Here is a 17,315-nt window from a genome sequence, read left to right as displayed (position 1 = left end):
CAATACGTTCCTTTTTGTTCAAAAACACCTGCAATGAAAGTAGCTTCCGAAAAGCCGTTTGAAATCGTATATTCTCTTTTTAGTCATGAGTTTCTTGGTATTCTTTTTGAGTCTTTTGCGGTACAGCTGGACGAAAAAGGGAGGTTGTCTTTTGCGTATCAAAATATTTCCTACAAGAATGCGCGTGAATTTGAGGGAGGCATCGATGACACCGACCTGGAGCTGATACGCCTGATGGACAGCATGCAGCAGGAAGCGATCATAAAAAAGTTTAATGTAAAAAATAACAAGCCCAAAGAATTTTTACGGAAGGTATTCGAGGAAGGGCAGCAAACGCAGGCCAACAAGGAAATACAAAAGCTAATCGAGGGTAGGCTGGAAATTACCCGGGCAAAAATTTTAGAAAAAATCAAACACAAGCGCTTGTTTGAAATGGGAAACGATGGAAATCCGGTATGGAAGGAAATCGAAATCATGCCCGAGAAAGCATCTGTGCTTTTTCATTTCCGGAGAAACGAAGAAAACACGCATTATTTCCCAACCATCAAGTATAAAAGCGAAAAACTGGAATGGCAGTACAAAGGAAGCTATCTTATTTGCCACCAACCGGCCTGGCTGGTGGTCGATTCTCGACTTTTTAGCTTCGAAAAGGATGTGGATGGGAAAAAGCTGCTTCCTTTTTTGAATAAAAAGTTTATCGTTATTCCCAAAAAAGTTGAGGAATCCTATTACCAAAAGTTTGTGACCCAGTTGCTGGCTTCCTTTGATGTGTTTGCGAAAGGCTTCGAAATCAAAGTAGAGCGATCCGATCCCCAACCGATCTTGTTTTTAGGCGATTTGCCGGGTAACCCTACCGTGGATATGTTTGGAAAAAACACCGGTATCGAAGAAGAAGAGAAAATGGTATTTGATCTTCGTTTTACGTACGGAGACTATACCTTTAGAGCAGATCAGGCCAAACCTACCAATGTGGAATTGGAAAAAAACGGAGATGATTATACCTTTCATAAGGTAGTGCGGGATCTGGACCGAGAAACCTACTATGGAGATTTCCTAAAGTCGAAAGGGTTGCCGGTAAGGAATGGCCGGTTTTCCATGTCCAAGCGGGAAGCCTACGACTGGATCATTAACCATCGACCGGGTTTGGACGAGTTGGGCATAAAAATTCACCAGACTTCTCAGGATAAAGGCAAGAAGTATTTCATTGGTTCGGCCAAGATCAATGTGAAAATCCACGAAAAAATTGATTGGTTCGATGTAGAAGCTACCGTTACGTTTGGAGAGTACGAAATATCCTTCCTGAAATTCAGGAAATTACTCATGAAAGGTAAAACGGAAATCCAACTTCCAAATGACGAGGTGGCCATTATTCCAAAATCCTGGTTTGTGAATTATGGAGAGATTTTTTCTTTTATGGAAGAGAAGGAGGCCGAACAGGGCAACTTCAAATTAAAGAAGCATCACATTGCATTGGCGCAAGAACTCGAGAAAGGGAATCTAATCAAACTGTCTCTGAGTGAGCGGCTGAAAAAATTGAAAGATTTTTCTTCCATTGACGATTACGCCTTGTCCCATTACTTCAAAGGTACACTTCGTCCGTATCAGAAGGCGGGTTATAATTGGATGCGGTTTCTCAACGAGTACAATTTTGGTGGATGCCTGGCTGACGATATGGGCCTGGGAAAAACCGTGCAAACCCTGGCATTGCTGGCCATGGAAAAGGAACGTTCGGAGGGAACTACTTCGCTGCTCGTCATGCCCACCTCCCTGATATACAACTGGGAGCTGGAGGCCAAAAAATTTACTCCTAAACTGCGAATACTAATTTATACCGGGACACAGCGCATCAAGGACTGCAGCCAGTTTGGGCGGTACGATCTGGTGCTGACCTCGTACGGCATCGCCCGATTGGATATCGAAATTTTAAAGGAGTTTTATTTTAACTATATCATTCTGGACGAATCTCAGGCGATCAAAAACCCCGATAGCATCATTTCCAAAGCAGTGATCCAACTAAAGAGCAATCATAAACTGATTTTGACAGGTACTCCGGTTGAAAACGGTACCATGGACCTGTGGTCGCAGATGAACTTTATCAATCGGGGCCTGTTGGGTGGGCAAACAGCGTTTAAGAAACAGTTTTTGATGCCCATCGAAAAAAAGAACGACACCGACAAAATTGGAAAGCTCAACGCGATGATCAAGCCTTTTATCCTGAGGAGGCTAAAATCTCAAGTGGCCACCGACCTTCCGGAAAAAGTGGTCAATGTACAATACTCTACCATGACCTCGGAACAGGAAAACGCCTACGAGGATGTCAAGGCCTATTACCGGGACAAGATCATTGATGAGTTATCTATTCCCGGAGTTTCCAAGAAATCGCTCACCTTACTGAGAGGGTTGACTCAGCTCCGCCAACTGGCAAATCATCCAAAAATGGTGGACGAGGGATACACCGGCGACTCGGGTAAACTGGAAGACGTGACCCATATGGTAAAATCCACGGTAAGTGAAGGGCATAAAGTATTGATTTTTAGTCAATTTGTCAGGCATCTGGCGATTGTCAAAGAATTCTTATGCCAGGAACAAATCCCCTTTGCCTATTTGGATGGCGCAACGAAAGACCGGCAGGCACAAGTAACCCGCTTCCAGGAAGATCCCAACATACAGGTATTCCTGATTTCGCTCAAAGCTGGTGGAGTGGGCCTAAATCTGACCAAAGCGGAATACGTGTTTTTGTTGGACCCCTGGTGGAATCCTGCCGTAGAGTCGCAGGCCATTGACCGAGCTCATCGCATCGGTCAACAAAATAAAGTAATCATTTATAAGTTCATTACCCGAAATACGGTCGAGGAAAAGATCATGGCGCTTCAGGAACGAAAAATGGCGCTTGCGGGCGAATTGATCAGTACCGAGGAGAGTTTTATCAAAAGCCTTAGCCAGGAAGATATTTCCGCATTGCTTGCTTAACCTTTTTCCCTACAGCATCTGCCGATAACTCAATAAACCTATCCCATGCATACTGCCATACTCATCATCCAATGCAAAGACAACAAAGGCATTGTCGCCGCCGTTTCCCGGTTTTTGTTCGAAAATAATGGAAATATTTTGGCCATTGATCAATACATAGACGAGGAGATCGGGGATTTTTTCATGCGGGCAGAGTGGGAACTTGATACCTTTGGGATTGCCAAAGACCAAATTCACGAACAATTTGGCAGTCAGGTAGCGGCGGTTTTTGACATGAACTATACCTTGTCATTTAATTTCCCAAAGCCAAAAATGGCGCTGTTCGTTTCAAAATTGTCACACTGTTTGTTTGACATACTCAGCCGGTATTATTCCGGGCAGTTTCAGGTGGATATCCCCCTGGTTATTTCCAATCACCCGGACCTTGAGCCGGTGGTCAAGGCCTTTGGGATTCCTTTCTACCACCTGCCGGTAACGAAGGCAAACAAAGTGAGCCAGGAAGCAGAACAGATTCGCTTGCTTCAGGCGCATGGTGTCGATTTTGTGGTGCTAGCCCGGTACATGCAGATTTTGTCCCCTGTTTTTATCTCCCATTTTCCAAACAGCATCATCAATATCCACCATTCGTTTTTACCGGCCTTTGTCGGCGCAAAACCCTACCACGCTGCCTACAAAAGAGGGGTGAAAATAATTGGTGCAACGGCCCATTACGTGACGGAAGAACTGGACGCAGGGCCCATCATCGAGCAGGATGTGGCGCGCGTAAGGCACCACAATACCGTCGATGAGCTGGTGCAAATCGGGCAGGACGTCGAAAAAGTAGTCCTTTCCAGGGCCATCAAATACCACCTGGCCCAAAAAATTAAGGTAGTGGGCAACCGCACCATTATTTTTAGCTGAGCCGGATGCTTTTTTGACGAAAGTCTGGTCTCTTCATTCGACCTAATTTTTTTCCATTTCTACCAGGATGTTTCCGCCATCGTCGTAAAGTACCAATGTTCCGGCACGGTAGGTATAGCTGGTACTGGATTCCAGATTGGAAAGGAACCGTTTTTCCAGGTTGATGTCGTCGCAGGAATCGGTGTCCGCATACAGCGTCGAAAATTTAATTTGCTCCCGGTTATAGGTGGCAGCCCCCCGGTAGTCGTTGCACCCGGCAAATCCGCCAATTGCCTGTTCCTCCTTAAATTCGAGCGAAAGATCGGCTAATTTCTCCTTTGCGGCCGAAGATCCCGCCAAATCCGTTACGAACCAATCGTGATCCGATAGCTCTACGGGTTCGGGATTGCAGGCAACCAAACCGATGGCCAGTAAACCTGTAAGAACTGTGTTGAATAAGAATTTCATAGAATCGTTTTTACGTTTGAAATATCGGATACCAGGATGTGCCTGGTAAGTACGTCAAGCAAATACCATTCTAAAAACCGATTAGGAGATAATTTTTCTGGGAATATCGTGGGGCAACCGGGTCAATAGCTCGTAATTCACCTGTTGGGTGGATTCGCCAAAGGAGGCAACCGTGATCTCATTTCTTTTTTGGCGGCCGATGATCACCACCTCATCCCCCTTACGGGCCTTTTGGAGATCGGTGATATCGATGGATATGGCATTCATCGTGACGGTCCCTACTACCGGAAGGATTTTCCCATGAATCAGCACTTTTCCCAAATTGCTCAGGTTCCGGCTGAATCCATGGCAGTATCCGATGGGTACCAGCGCAATGGTCATGTTGCGGGACGCCATGTAGCTGTTGCCATAGCCCACAAAATCACCAATTTTCACCTTTTTGACACTCATCACCTGGCTTTTCCAACTGATCAATCGTTTCAAAGGATTTTTCATGTTCGGAGCCAGCTGTTTAAATTTAAACATGTAGGTTTCCTGACTGGGCCAGAAGCCGTACTGAGCGATTCCGATGCGTACCATATCCATGATGGTCTCGGGGTAGCTCAGGGAAGCGGCCGAGCAGGCAGTGTGGTATTTATCAAAATACAAGCCCTTTTCCTGAAACCATTGTTTGAATTCCAGGTAGGTTTTAATCTGATTTTGAATACGAACGTAATTGCCGACACTTTCCGCTCCAGCGTAATGGGTGCAAAGACCGCACAACTGTAGGTTTTCCCGGTTTGAAAGCAGTACTTCCGCCAGGGCGGTTCGTTCCTCCCATTCAAAACCCGTCCGATGAAACCCGGTTTCGACTTCTACATGGATTTTTGCCTTTTTCCCGAGAGTTTTGCTGGTTTCGATGGCGCATCTCAATCGGTCTAGCTCAAATACATAGAAGCTGATTTCGTGCTGGATCAGGTAGGGGATACTCTCGTTGTCCACCATTCCCATGATCATGATTTCACTGTTTTTTGTGGAGGAAGCTTCCACCCGGATGGCCTCATCGGTGCTGAATGTGCTGAAGTGCCGAATTCCAGCGCTTTCTGCTATTTTAACGGTGTTTTCTATCCCGTGGCCGTAGGCATTTCCTTTGACGACCGAAGAGATGGTGACGTGCGACCCTACCTGACTTCGAATAAATTTGAGGTTATTTTTGTAAGCGCCCTTGCTCAGTTCAATGTAGGAGGTGTGAACCATAAAATTAATAGTTTAGTTTTTTGATGATGGCTGTAAAAAGCGCGACACCCGTCCCCAGGATTTCGTCCGGAAAATCGTAATGCCCCTCGTGAAGTTGGGGTTGTTGCTTGCCCGCGCCCAAGCCGAATAGAAAGCTGTTGGTCAGGGAGGCGAATTTGCCAAAATCCTCTGACCAGCGAAACGGAGTCCGAATGTGTTTTCGCTTTAAGGCGAGTTCTTTGGCGGCGTCATTTACCAGTTCCCAGGGTACCACGTCGTTGATAACGGCCTCAAATTCCTCGCAATAGCTGATGTTATAGTCCAGGCCCTGCTCCCTGGCAATCAAGCCAACTAGTTTTTCTGCATGGTTGGTCAGGGCCTGCATGGTCTTGTTGTCGAAGGTACGTAGGGTAGCCATCACTTGTGCTTCACCGGGAGAGGTCCCAAAGGCAATCTCTCCCAGTTGGGCATGGATGACGGTTACCAACGAGAAGTCCGGGATGCTTTCGGGTAATTTTTCCAAAGCGATTATCAATTTGCACATGGCTTCTGCCGGGCTCAAGCCGTCTTCCGGATGTGCGGCATGGCTTGTTTTCCCATGTAAGGAAATGGTCATTCCTTTAGAAGCAGCGGTAAATGCACCTTTTTTTAGAACAATTTCATTTTTGGCGTACCCGGGCAGGTTGTGCAGGGCAAAAGCAAAATCCGGCTGTATCTGAGCGAAATTTGTTGATTCAATCATCTGGCCAGCCCCCAGTCCGGTTTCCTCAGAGGGCTGGAAGATCAAGACCACCTTTCCTTTCGCGGGTCGTTGCGCTGCCAGTTCCAGTCCTACACCGCAAACAATGGCCATGTGACCGTCATGGCCACAGGTGTGGGAGACACCCTGATTTTTGCTTTTATGGCGGTGATTCCCCACTTCTGGAATTGGTAGTGCGTCCAGCTCCGCCCGAATCAGCGTGGTTGGGCCTTTTTCTTTTCCTTTAAAAACCACCCCTAGCCCATAGGGCCCCAGGTCTTCCACGATTTCATCCGGCTGTAGCGCCTCGAAAAAAGCTTTTATCTTTGAAGAGGTTTGCTGTTCTTTTCCGGAAACTTCCGGTTCCTGATGCAACTCCTTTCTGAAAGCACGTATTTTTTTTACTGTTTGGGAATTCATTGTCATGCAAGTCAATTGTTGTGTTTACTACCAAAAGGCCTGGAGACCCAGCCAGGAACAGGGGTCCGGGCAATTGGATAAATAGTGATCGGTTTCCATCTCTGCACAAACTCCTGGATAGTCTCCCGACCAATTGCCCAAATCACGAATGATCTGAAAATGCACGTGTGGAGGCCAGTTTCCATTCTCTCCGGCCGGACCCAAATGTCCGATTTTTTCTCCGCTAAGAAAAGTTTGTCCGGGTTTTAACTGATTCAGGTCTTTACGACTCAGGTGGCCATACAGGCTAAAGATTGTTTCTTTCTGCCAGTGATGTTCCAGGATGATCGTGGGCCCATAATTTCCAAAACCGGCGTTATCCTGAAAACTGTGCACCTTTCCCGGCAGCGGGCAAAAGACAGCTGTTCCGGACGGAGCCCAGATATCCACGCCCAGGTGGATGTTTCGGAAGGTACACAGCTGGTGTGCAAATACCTGGCTTCGCTGGTAAATTGCTCGTTTTTCAGCATATCCGCCCACACCGTATTTCTTTTGCCCGTCTGCCAGCAGACCTGAGATAAAGGCCGAAAACGCCAGGGTATCCTGCAAGTCAATCTGGCATAAGGACCTGTTCGCGGCGCTCATGTCCAGGCCGAGGGTATTGTCCCTGTTGAGCGCTTCCCCCATTAGCGGGAAGAAATCGGTTGTTTGTGTGGCCATATGCGGTATGCAAAAACAATTTCTAAAAACAGACTCAATATAGGGATTTTGTCAGCGGGTAAAAGGAAATCCCACGGATTTCTGGATGCAAAGATTCAACCAAAGTCTTTGCCGCTTTTGGATTTTTATGCATTTTTAGCCTATGAAAAAGAAGCTGGAAATTGATTCACACAGCATCGTTGAAGCGCGTGAGCGAATCGATGCCTTCGTGCATTGGACGCCGCTGATGCGTTCATCCGCTATCAACAAGCTTGCAGGATGTGAGTTGATTTTTAAGTGTGAGAATTTTCAGAAAGTGGGCGCTTTCAAAGCCAGGGGAGCGGCAAATGCGGTACTAAAACTGCAGCCTTCCCAACGGGAGAAAGGAGTAGCTACACACTCCTCCGGTAACCATGCTGCGGCCCTGGCACGGGCTGCCTCCGCAGCTGGAATCCCGGCCTATATCGTGATGCCCGCTACTGCTCCGGAAATAAAAAAACGGGCCGTGAGAGAATACGGAGGACTGATTTTCGAATGTGAGCCTAACCTGCAGGCCCGGGAGGAAGGTCTTCGGTCCGTTGTGTCCACCTATGGAGCGGTTTTTATCCCTCCCTATGACCATTGGGATGTAATAGAAGGTCAAGCTACCTGCGCTTACGAAATCGTTGAATCCGGCTTGTCCCTCGATGTATTGATGACGCCGGTTGGAGGTGGAGGACTACTTTCCGGGACGGCACTTGCGACCCATTTTTTTTCGCCCGAAACGAAGGTGATCGGCGCAGAACCTGAAGGTGCAGACGATGCTCAAAAGTCCTTCCTGGCCGGAAAACGGATTCCATTGCAACAGGCAAATTCCATCGCGGATGGATTGTTGACTTCATTGGGAGAAATAAATTTCGCTATCATATCCCGCTACGTCACGGACATCCTTACGGTCAGTGATGATGAAATCATTGCTGCCATGAAATTGATCTATGAACGAATGAAGTTGGTGGTAGAGCCCAGTTGCGCGGTGCCTCTTGCCGTGGTATTGCGAAATAAATCCCGTTTTCAGGGGCAGCAGGTGGGAATTATCTTATCGGGAGGCAATGTGGACCTGGCTCGGCTGCCTTTTCGGTGAGGCCGTTCTTTTTTTCCTAACCTATTGGCCCGGGTAAAGTCCTTTTAGCTGAGTGACGGTGTAATCCACTTCCTCATTCGTAGTGAAGCGGCTGAAGGAAAACCGTACGTTTTCTCTTTCCGGATCCGCACCCAGCGCTTGCAGGACATGGGAACCCAATCGGGCACCACTGCTGCAAGCCGATCCTCCGGATGCGGAAATGCCCGCGAGATCCAGGTGAAACAAGAGCATGCCACGGGTAGCTTCATTGGGAGGAAAACCGACGTTAAGGACGGTGTACAGACTCCGGGATGGATCCCCGGACAAGCCATTAAAGGTGACTCCTGGTATGGCTTGCTGAAGCTGCCGTATGAAATAATCTTTCAGGGCGGAAACCTGCTGGCGGTGTTGTTCTTGGTTTTCCTGGGCGATTTCCATGGCTTTGGCCATGCCGGCGATTGCGGCAATGTTTTCGGTACCCCCTCTACGATTCCGTTCCTGAGAGCCCCCTTCGATTAGGGGAGGGATTTTTTTAGCTTTATTGATGTATAGAAATCCCACTCCTTTTGGTCCGTGAAATTTATGGGCCGATCCAACAATGGCATCGACGGACAGCTCTTGTAAATTAAGCGGGTAGTGGCCGACGGTTTGTACCGTGTCCGAATGAAAATAGGCTCCGTGTTCCCGACAGTATTGCGACACGGCAGCCAGGTCGGCGAGGTTGCCAATTTCGTTGTTGCCGTGCATGAGGGATACCAGGGAGCGGGGATTTTTTTGGAGAAGTTGCTCCAGTTGTTCCAGATTCACCGAGCCGTTTGCGTCGACGTCTAGCAAAGATAGGGTAATGCCAAGCCTCCTGCTGGCCTGCTCGACCACGTGCAAAACCGCGTGGTGTTCCAACGGGGAACTAATAATTTGCTGAATTCCATAGGCAGAAATCGCTCCCAGGAGGGCCGTGTTATCGGCTTCCGTACCGCCGGAGGTAAAAACGATTTCCCCGGGACTAACGCACAGCAGGGAAGCGATTTTTTTTCGGGCTTTTTCCAGTTCCACCCGTGCATTTCTGCCGTGTGCATGTACCGAGGAAGGGTTTCCGTAGTTACCCGTAAAAAACGGCATCATGGCCTCCAATACCCGTTCGTCCAGGGGCGTTGTAGCGGCATTGTCTAAATAGATCGAGGGCAAACTGGCCATGCGTAGGGGGGCGGAAATTAGCTTTTCTCGGCAATGATTTCTTTGATATCCAACATGATTTTGTTGGCGAGGTGGTCGGCAGTTGCGGAGGTTTCCGATTCGGAGTAGATACGAATGATGGGTTCGGTATTGGACTTTCTCAGGTGCACCCATTCCTTGTCGAATTCGATCTTTACACCGTCGAGGGTGTTGATCGGATACTTCTGGTACTTCAATTTGATTCGATCAAGGATACCGTCCACATTGATGGTAGGCGTGAGTTCAATCTTGTTTTTTGAGATGAAATAATTGGGGTAGCTGGCCCTAAGTCGACTGGTTGTTTTTCCAAACTTAGCCAGATGGGTCAGGAATAAGCCAATGCCCACCAAGGCATCTCGGCCATAATGAGATTCCGGATAAATGATCCCTCCATTTCCTTCACCGCCAATGATGGCATCCGTAGCTTTCATTTGATTGACGACATTCACCTCGCCCACAGCCGCGGCCTGGTACTGCCCGCCCCTCTTGTCGGTGACGTCCCGAAGGGCCCGTGTGGAGCTCAGGTTGGAAACGGTGTTGCCTGTTTTTTGCGAGAGTACGTAGTCCGCCACAGCCACGAGCGTATATTCTTCGCCGAAGAAGCTCCCGTCTTCGTTTAGGAAGGCAAGGCGATCCACATCCGGGTCGACCACGATGCCCAGGTCATAATTTCCATTTTCCAGCTTTAGTGAAATATCCCGCAGGTGCTCGGGAAGGGGCTCAGGATTGTGAGGAAACTCCCCGTTGGGTTCACAAAACAGCTCTTCCACCAGTTCCACGCCGAGGGCTTTTAGCAGCCTTGGCACAGCCAAACCTCCGGTAGAATTCACACAGTCAACAATGATTTTAAATTTTCGCTCGGCGATTGCTTCCCGGTCCACCAGGTCGAGGCCAAGTACGTGCTGGATGTGGTAGTCGAGGTAGTCGTCGTTTTTGCTATAGGTTCCCAGCTTGCGAACTTCTGCAAATAGGAAGTCATCCGTTGCTGCTTTTCGCAAGACTTCCTGACCCTCGCTGTCAGAAATGAACTCGCCCTGCTTATTTAGAAGCTTCAAGGCATTCCATTGAATGGGATTGTGACTAGCGGTCACGATGATTCCCCCTCCGGCATTTTCTCTGGGAACGGCCAATTCTACGGTTGGGGTAGTGCTTAGGCCCAGGTCGACCACATCCAGCCCCATCCCCAGCAGGGTTTGGGTTACCAGTTGCGCAACCATTTCTCCGGACAAGCGCGCATCCCTGCCGATCACAATTTTTTTCTGATCGGAATTTTCCAGGACCCAGGCGCCGTAAGCGGCGGAAAATTTTACAATATCCAACGGAGTCAGGCCTTCTCCGGGTTTCCCACCGATGGTGCCCCGTATACCTGAGATTGATTTGATTAATGCCACGTAAAAGAAATTTATAAAAGAATGTGTAAAAGTAGGTCCATTTGCATCTGCCAGGGCATCCTTCTTATTTAAACCGGGCCATTACCTTGTCCACCTCGTTGTCAGGGTTGCCGCAAGAAGCGTCGGAATCCACTTTTTTTCCGCAATAGCCGCAGGTTCCCCCATCTTTGTTCAGGTAGGGGTTTTGAGAGGCGCAGGTTCCTTTGAACTGTCCGTTTTTAAGGAAAATAAGCCTTACAGACATCAAAATGAAAAAAATCGCCAGGAATGCCAATGTTAAATATACAGTTGTCATATCAAATTTATTTCTGCAAATTTACGTATTACTTTCAAAACGTTCCTACCGACGTATAAGTTTCCTAGCAATTTTATACCTATGTCCGAAAAGAGGAAATCCCAACTGACAGCTTTTGATCAATTGTTGACCATTATGGATGAACTGCGGGAGCAATGTCCCTGGGATAAAAAGCAGACCATGGAGACGCTCCGGCACCTGACGATCGAAGAGACCTTTGAGTTATCGGATGCCATCCTCGATAGCGATCTGGAAGAAGTTAAGAAGGAGTTGGGGGATTTGTTGCTTCACATTGTTTTTTACGCGCGACTGGGTGATGAGCAGCGGGCTTTTGATATTGGGGCCGTGATTCGGCAGCTAAACGAGAAGCTGATCAGACGGCATCCGCATATCTATGCGGAGACGGAAGCGAAGGACGAAGAGGCCGTCAAACAGAACTGGGAGAAAATCAAGCTTAAGGAAAAGGGAAACCAAAGTGTCCTGGGAGGCGTACCCAAGTCGCTTCCTGCTTTGATCAAAGCCATGCGGATTCAAGAGAAAGCACGTGGGGTAGGATTTGATTGGGAAGCCGACGAGCAGGTCTGGGAGAAAGTACAGGAAGAACTACAGGAATTCAAAGAGGCCATGGATCAGCGGGAGCGGGACAGAGATGCAGTGGCGGCCGAATTTGGAGATGTGCTCTTTTCTCTGATCAATTATGCCCGATTCCTGGATATCAATCCGGAGGAGGCACTGGAACGTACCAACCGAAAATTCATCCACCGATTTCAATTTTTGGAAAAAGCAGCCAGAAATTCCGGAAAATCACTTGCCGATATGAGTCTGGCTGAAATGGACGTATTTTGGGAGGAAGCAAAAAAACGGGAGTGAAAAAATGGCGCAAGAAAATAAAATTTCGGAAGCCGGATTATCCACCCTTTCGTTTGACCCATCATGCAAAAAAATTATAATTTTTCAAGTTTATCCACAAAGTAACGATTTTTTTTAACTATATAAATGCCTGAAAAACAGTAGAATAAATAAGGATCTTCACTCGATGTGAATAACTGGACGAAAATGTGGATAAAAAAAGCTTGCTTTTTTCATTCGCTGAATGCCGCGAAATTAGCTGGTTTTTGCCGGTTGGTTTTGTCGCCGTTTCTTTGGTTACGCCTCCCGTAGCTCCCTTATTTAATTGCCGGGAATAGAATTTAATTTTGTTCGCTGCCCGGTAACCGGGCTTACAATAGCCGGACAATTTCATCCAGGTAATCCCGGTTATTTGAAAGCCGCGGTACTTTGTTTTGTCCTCCGAGTTTCCCTTTGGATTTGAGCCATTTCTCAAACAATCCCTCTTCGACCAGGTGGACGATCGGTAATTTGAGTACCATGTCGCGGTAGCGTTTGGCATCGTAATCTGAATTGGCTGCACGCAGCTCTTCGTCCAGGATTCGAACAAAGGTCTCGCGGTCCTCTGGGAAATGCACAAACTCGATGATCCACTCGTGTGTACCCTGTTCCTGATTATCGCCAAAATACACGGGTGCTGCGGTAAAGTTGCTAATGCTGGCTCCGGTGATTTTGCACGTATTTTCGATGGCTTTTTCAGCGTTTTCTACGATGAGTTCTTCGCCAAATGCGTTGATAAAGTGCTTGGTACGTCCGGAAATTTTGAAACGATAGGGCCGGATGGAGGTAAACTTCACGGTGTCCCCAATTTTATAGCGCCAGAGTCCGGCATTCGTGGTAATCAGCAAGGCATAGTTTTTCCCCACTTCTACCTCATCCAGGGGAATGACTGTAGGCTGCTCCTGCTCCAGTTCTTCCATAGGGATGAATTCGTAAAATATTCCATAATCGAGCATTAACAGCAGTTCGTCACTGTCGATTTGGTCTTGAATACCAAAAAAACCTTCGGAGGCATTGTATGTTTCCATGTAATGCATTCCTTCCGAAGGGATGAGTTTCTGAAAAAGGTTTCGGTAGGGACCAAAAGCCACTGCACCATGAAAAAACACTTCCAAGTTGGGCCAGACATCCAGAATGTTGCTGCTTCCGGTCTTTTCGAGAACTTTATCGATCAAAACGAGCGTCCAGGTAGGCACGCCGGTTAGGCTGGTTACGTTTTCGCCAATCGTTTCCTCGGCCATTTTTTCGATTTTTTCCTCCCACTCACTCATGAGGGCGACCTCCAGGCTGGGCGTTCGGGCCAATTGTGCCCATTTGGGTAGGTTGCGCATAATGACCGCTGAGATGTCGCCATAGGAACTACTTTTGTTGTAATCCAGCGGGTTGGTTTGCAGGCTGCCGCCAATAGACAGGCTTTTTCCGGTAAAAAGTTTGGTATTGGGATAGTTGGTTACGTAGAGGGAAAGCATGTCTTTTCCTCCTTTGAAGTGGCATTCTTCCAAACTCTCCGGCGATACCGGGATGAATTTACTGCGGGAGGAGGTAGTACCGGAGGACTTGGAAAACCAATGGATGGGGGTGGGCCATATCACGTTCTGCTGGCCTTTCATCGTCTGTTCGATATAAGGCATGATGCTTTCGTAGTCGTGCATAGGCACCCACTGATTAAAATCTTTGTACGAGGAAATTTGCCTGAAATGATGCTTTTTACCAAACTCGGTGTCTCTGGCGGTGTAGATCAATTTAAACAGAATCTCGTGCTGGATTTCGAGGGGGTTGTTTTTGAATTTTTCAATCTGACCAATCCGGTTCTTAAAGATCCAGGTCATAAAGGTATTGATGACTTCCATGTGAGGGATTTCCGTTTAAATTTTTCTTTTTAGCTCAAAGTTTTTGCCCAGATAAACCTTTCGGACCTGCTCGTCTGCAGCGAGTTCCTCGGCAGTACCGGCTTTGAGTAGCCGACCTTCAAACATTAAATAAGCACGGTCGGTGATGGAAAGTGTCTCGTTTACATTGTGGTCGGTGATCAGGATCCCGATATTTTTGTCTTTAAGTTTGGCAACGATGTATTGGATTTCTTCTACCGCAATGGGGTCTACTCCGGCAAAGGGTTCGTCCAGAAGCACAAACTTGGGGTCCACCGATAGTGCCCGGGCGATTTCGGTTCGTCGCCGTTCTCCCCCGGAGAGCACCATGCCGAGGTTTTTCCGTACATGGGTAAGGCTGAATTCCTCCAGAAGCTGATCCACTTTTTCCTTTTGCTCCTTTTTAGGTAAGCTGGTCATTTCCAATACCGCCAGGATATTCTCTTCTACCGTGAGTTTCCGGAAAACTGAAGCTTCCTGAGCCAGGTAGCCGATTCCCAGTTTTGCCCGCCTATACATGGGGAGGGAGGTGATGTCATCTCCGTCCAGGAAGACCCTTCCGCCGTTAGGCTTGATTAGGCCCACGATCATGTAGAACGACGTAGTCTTACCGGCTCCGTTGGGCCCCAATAGCCCGACAATTTCTCCCTGTTCTACGGAGACGGAGATGTCATTCACCACCTTTTTTTTCTTGTATATCTTGATCAGGTGTTCTGCCCTTAATATCATTGTTAGTCAAATTTGATATCCTTTACGTACAATTGGAGGCTGCTGGTGTTGCGAAAGGTATTTTCTCGAATTTCGAATGCGATATTAAAACGCATTTTACTGTTTAGCAACTCGTAGTACTTAGCAAATCCGAAGCCAATACAGACGGGACGGGTATTTTGTCCGTCTTGAATGATTTCAAACCGGAGGTGTTTGTCTTTTAAAACCCGCACGTTTTCGGCATGTACCTGATTTGCGCAAAAAACAGGCTCCGGATTGCCCGGACCAAAGGGAGCCATTTGCTTTAAAATGTTGTAAAACCGGTAGTTAATTTGATCCAAAATCAGTTCCTCGTCGATCTCAAGAATGGGTTTTAAGTGAATCTCACTGACTCGTTCGCTGACAATGGATTCAAATTTCTTTTGAAAGGCGGGGACGTTTTCGACGGATAAGGTAAGTCCGGCAGCGTATTTATGTCCGCCAAATTGCTCCAGTAAATCGCTGCAAGCAGCGATGGCTTCGTAAATATCAAAGTCGAAAACGGAGCGTGCGCTGCCGGTGGCCTTGTTATTGGATTCGGTGAGGATGATCGTAGGCCGGTAATATTTTTCGATGCAGCGGGAAGCCACGATGCCGATAACCCCCTTGTGCCAATCTTCTTTAAACAGCACGGTACTTTTGGAGCTGCCATTTTGTTCCTGGGTATCGATCATTTCCAACGCTTCCCGGGTGATGTTTTCATCGAAATTTTTTCGGGCAGCATTGACATCTTCAACCAGCTCGGCCCGTCGGACACCTTCGTCAAGGCTGGAAGCAATGAGTAATTCCACAGAAGCTTTGGCATGTTCCAGGCGACCGGAGGCGTTGATCCTCGGACCGATTTTGAATACAATGTCGGTGATGTCGATGTCCTTTTCGACTTTGCCCTTAAGGATCAACGCTTTGATTCCGGGCCTTGGGTTGTTGTTGATCCGGTCCAGTCCGTAGTAGGCGAGAATACGGTTCTCCCCGGTGATGGGGACGATATCCGAAGCGATACTGATGGCGACCAGGTCCAGATAGGAGTACAGGTTTGCCTGACTTCGCCCGGTGAATTCCGAGAAGGCCTGAACCAATTTAAAGCCCACCCCACAGCCACTCAGTTCTTTGTACGGATAGGAGCAATCCTTGCGTTTGGGATCCAAAACGGCGATGGCTTTAGGAAGCTGCTCTCCGGGGGTGTGGTGATCACAGATGATACAATCCACCCCCAATTCATTAGCCAAATCGATTTTGTCCAGGGCTTTAATGCCACAGTCCAGGGACACCAGAAGCTTGAACTTGTTTTCTGCGGCATACCGAACGCCTTTTTCCGAAATACCGTACCCTTCTTTGTACCGATCGGGGATATAAAAGGCCACGTGTGGGTAAAACGAGGTAAGAAAACTGTAAAACATGGCGACAGAGGTGGTCCCGTCCACGTCGTAATCGCCATATACCAAAATGGGCTCGTTGTTTTCAATGGCCCTGACGAGGCGGTTTACAGCCAGATCCATGTCCTTCATGCGCATGGGATCGTGTAGTTTGTCGAGGTCCGGACGAAAAAAATCTTTGGCTTGCTGAAAATCCGCTATACCCCGATTTACCAGCATGTTCGCAAGGGTAGGGTTTACGTTGATATCGCTGCTCAGGCGTTCGACGGTCTCTTCTAGCGCCTTGTGTTTACGTTTCCATCTAAAATCCATACTGGGGTAAATTACAAAACAAACAGGCCGGACAGGGCAAAAAATTCCCATATCTTCGCTAAAAAACGAAAGCAATGCCCAAACATCAGGAGGCTAGCCGCTTAAAATTACTCAATCACCTCGGTAAGTACCTCCTTAAGTGGGACGCGTTCACCGTCCTTGTACGGCACGATCCAGGCTTCTTTTACGCCGATTTTGCGTAGTTTTTTCTTGAATGCATCGGCCATCTCGTAGTCCCGAAACTGGCCCAGCACGTATTTGATGTAGCCGTCCTGGTCGATAATTTTGAGGTCGCTGCCATTTTCGGTAAGCTCTCGCAGGTCATAGTCATCAAATGCGGCCAGTTGGACCTTGAATACCACCCCACGATCCCAGGGATTGGTTTCTGTGTCCGCTACCGGGCGGTCTCCCGACGCTTGCGTTCCCATTCTGGAAAGTTGTTGCGTTAAGCGGCTGATTTCATGATTCTTATCTTCAATGACCTGATTCAGGTTCGCCTCTTTTTCCGAGTAACTGCGATTTTCCTCAGCGAGCTGTTCGTTGGTTTCCACCAGGTTTTTGTACCCTTCCGGCGTCAGCTCTTTTTTCTGCTGTTTCCAGGAAGCGTATTCCTCCTTGCTTAATCCCCCGATGGTCTTAGGTGAACAGGAAATCAGCAATAACCCCAGAAATAGCAACGCATATAGTTTGTTGAAATTCATTGTGATGCCAAATTAAAACCGTGTATGTCAATAAGGACATCCTTAAATTACAAAAAATAA

15 protein-coding genes are annotated in these 17,315 nt (G+C 47.7%); 4 read left to right on the top strand and 11 right to left on the bottom strand.

Annotated elements, in window-relative coordinates; all coding sequences use genetic code 11:
- Positions 1-33 precede the first annotated feature (33 nt).
- Positions 34-2,970, top strand: coding sequence for a DEAD/DEAH box helicase (locus GCU44_RS03435; RefSeq protein ID WP_154853834.1), 2,937 nt, complete (start codon positions 34-36; stop codon positions 2,968-2,970).
- 45 nt (positions 2,971-3,015) lie between these two features.
- A complete protein-coding gene (gene purU, locus GCU44_RS03430; RefSeq protein ID WP_154853831.1) occupies positions 3,016-3,870 on the top strand; it encodes a formyltetrahydrofolate deformylase in 855 nt (284 codons plus the stop codon).
- Between the two features lie 42 nt (positions 3,871-3,912).
- On the opposite strand, the gene GCU44_RS03425 is transcribed toward purU, so the two are convergent.
- The 4 genes from GCU44_RS03425 to GCU44_RS03410 form a co-directional block, all read right to left on the bottom strand.
- On the bottom strand, positions 3,913-4,317 hold the full coding sequence (locus GCU44_RS03425; protein WP_154853828.1) for an META domain-containing protein: 405 nt from the start codon (positions 4,315-4,317) through the stop codon (positions 3,913-3,915).
- 81 nt (positions 4,318-4,398) lie between these two features.
- Positions 4,399-5,553 carry an alanine racemase gene (gene alr, locus GCU44_RS03420; protein ID WP_154853825.1) on the bottom strand — a complete coding sequence of 385 codons (1,155 nt, stop codon included), beginning with the start codon at positions 5,551-5,553 and terminating at the stop codon, positions 4,399-4,401.
- 4 nt (positions 5,554-5,557) lie between these two features.
- Positions 5,558-6,691 (bottom strand): amidohydrolase, encoded by a 1,134-nt coding sequence (locus GCU44_RS03415; RefSeq protein ID WP_154853822.1) that lies wholly within the window; start codon positions 6,689-6,691, stop codon positions 5,558-5,560.
- A gap of 27 nt (positions 6,692-6,718) precedes the next feature.
- Positions 6,719-7,390, bottom strand: coding sequence for a peptidoglycan DD-metalloendopeptidase family protein (locus GCU44_RS03410; protein WP_154853819.1), 672 nt, complete (start codon positions 7,388-7,390; stop codon positions 6,719-6,721).
- Between the two features lie 142 nt (positions 7,391-7,532).
- Between GCU44_RS03410 and GCU44_RS03405 the strand changes: the two genes are divergently transcribed.
- Positions 7,533-8,489 (top strand): pyridoxal-phosphate dependent enzyme, encoded by a 957-nt coding sequence (locus GCU44_RS03405; RefSeq protein WP_092173569.1) that lies wholly within the window; start codon positions 7,533-7,535, stop codon positions 8,487-8,489.
- 21 nt (positions 8,490-8,510) lie between these two features.
- Here GCU44_RS03405 and GCU44_RS03400 read toward each other — a convergent pair whose 3' ends face one another.
- The 3 genes from GCU44_RS03400 to GCU44_RS03390 all read right to left on the bottom strand — a co-directional run bounded on the left by GCU44_RS03400 (position 8,511) and on the right by GCU44_RS03390 (position 11,366).
- Entirely contained in the window at positions 8,511-9,662 is a 1,152-nt protein-coding gene (locus GCU44_RS03400) for a cysteine desulfurase family protein (RefSeq protein WP_154853816.1), read from the bottom strand.
- Between the two features lie 17 nt (positions 9,663-9,679).
- The gene (glmM, locus tag GCU44_RS03395) at positions 9,680-11,071 is read right to left on the bottom strand and encodes a phosphoglucosamine mutase (protein WP_154853813.1); all 1,392 of its coding nucleotides are present in this window, start codon (positions 11,069-11,071) and stop codon (positions 9,680-9,682) included.
- A 64-nt stretch (positions 11,072-11,135) separates the two neighbouring features.
- Positions 11,136-11,366: a hypothetical protein gene (locus GCU44_RS03390; RefSeq protein WP_092173574.1), complete on the bottom strand. Its 231-nt coding sequence runs from the start codon at positions 11,364-11,366 to the stop codon at positions 11,136-11,138.
- A gap of 81 nt (positions 11,367-11,447) precedes the next feature.
- Here GCU44_RS03390 and mazG point away from each other — a divergent pair, with 81 nt between their 5' ends.
- Positions 11,448-12,236 (top strand): nucleoside triphosphate pyrophosphohydrolase, encoded by a 789-nt coding sequence (gene mazG, locus GCU44_RS03385; RefSeq protein WP_154853810.1) that lies wholly within the window; start codon positions 11,448-11,450, stop codon positions 12,234-12,236.
- A gap of 350 nt (positions 12,237-12,586) precedes the next feature.
- Here mazG and GCU44_RS03380 read toward each other — a convergent pair whose 3' ends face one another.
- The 4 genes from GCU44_RS03380 to GCU44_RS03365 form a co-directional block, all read right to left on the bottom strand.
- Positions 12,587-14,104 (bottom strand): GH3 auxin-responsive promoter family protein, encoded by a 1,518-nt coding sequence (locus tag GCU44_RS03380; protein ID WP_092173582.1) that lies wholly within the window; start codon positions 14,102-14,104, stop codon positions 12,587-12,589.
- Between the two features lie 15 nt (positions 14,105-14,119).
- Entirely contained in the window at positions 14,120-14,851 is a 732-nt protein-coding gene (gene lptB, locus GCU44_RS03375) for an LPS export ABC transporter ATP-binding protein (RefSeq protein ID WP_092173585.1), read from the bottom strand.
- Positions 14,852-14,853: 2 nt separating this feature from the next.
- The gene (recJ, locus tag GCU44_RS03370; protein WP_154853808.1) at positions 14,854-16,554 is read right to left on the bottom strand and encodes a single-stranded-DNA-specific exonuclease RecJ; all 1,701 of its coding nucleotides are present in this window, start codon (positions 16,552-16,554) and stop codon (positions 14,854-14,856) included.
- A 107-nt stretch (positions 16,555-16,661) separates the two neighbouring features.
- The gene (locus GCU44_RS03365) at positions 16,662-17,255 is read right to left on the bottom strand and encodes an SPOR domain-containing protein (RefSeq protein ID WP_154853806.1); all 594 of its coding nucleotides are present in this window, start codon (positions 17,253-17,255) and stop codon (positions 16,662-16,664) included.
- Between the last annotated feature and the right edge of the window lie 60 nt (positions 17,256-17,315).

The organism is Cyclobacterium xiamenense (genome assembly GCF_009467825.1).
GTDB lineage: Bacteria > Bacteroidota > Bacteroidia > Cytophagales > Cyclobacteriaceae > Cyclobacterium > Cyclobacterium xiamenense.
The sequence above is the reverse complement of the archived record's forward strand: the minus strand, read 5'-3'. Positions and strand labels throughout refer to the sequence as shown.

Coding starts and splice junctions, on each gene's coding strand:
- GCU44_RS03435 (WP_154853834.1), top strand. CDS start 34: ATGAAAGTAGCTTCCGAAAAGCCGTTTGAAATCGTATATTCTCTTTTT.
- purU (WP_154853831.1), top strand. CDS start 3,016: ATGCATACTGCCATACTCATCATCCAATGCAAAGACAACAAAGGCATT.
- GCU44_RS03425 (WP_154853828.1), bottom strand. CDS start 4,317: ATGAAATTCTTATTCAACACAGTTCTTACAGGTTTACTGGCCATCGGT.
- alr (WP_154853825.1), bottom strand. CDS start 5,553: ATGGTTCACACCTCCTACATTGAACTGAGCAAGGGCGCTTACAAAAAT.
- GCU44_RS03415 (WP_154853822.1), bottom strand. CDS start 6,691: ATGAATTCCCAAACAGTAAAAAAAATACGTGCTTTCAGAAAGGAGTTG.
- GCU44_RS03410 (WP_154853819.1), bottom strand. CDS start 7,390: ATGGCCACACAAACAACCGATTTCTTCCCGCTAATGGGGGAAGCGCTC.
- GCU44_RS03405 (WP_092173569.1), top strand. CDS start 7,533: ATGAAAAAGAAGCTGGAAATTGATTCACACAGCATCGTTGAAGCGCGT.
- GCU44_RS03400 (WP_154853816.1), bottom strand. CDS start 9,662: ATGGCCAGTTTGCCCTCGATCTATTTAGACAATGCCGCTACAACGCCC.
- GCU44_RS03390 (WP_092173574.1), bottom strand. CDS start 11,366: ATGACAACTGTATATTTAACATTGGCATTCCTGGCGATTTTTTTCATT.
- mazG (WP_154853810.1), top strand. CDS start 11,448: ATGTCCGAAAAGAGGAAATCCCAACTGACAGCTTTTGATCAATTGTTG.
- GCU44_RS03380 (WP_092173582.1), bottom strand. CDS start 14,104: ATGGAAGTCATCAATACCTTTATGACCTGGATCTTTAAGAACCGGATT.
- lptB (WP_092173585.1), bottom strand. CDS start 14,851: ATGATATTAAGGGCAGAACACCTGATCAAGATATACAAGAAAAAAAAG.
- recJ (WP_154853808.1), bottom strand. CDS start 16,554: ATGGATTTTAGATGGAAACGTAAACACAAGGCGCTAGAAGAGACCGTC.
- GCU44_RS03365 (WP_154853806.1), bottom strand. CDS start 17,255: ATGAATTTCAACAAACTATATGCGTTGCTATTTCTGGGGTTATTGCTG.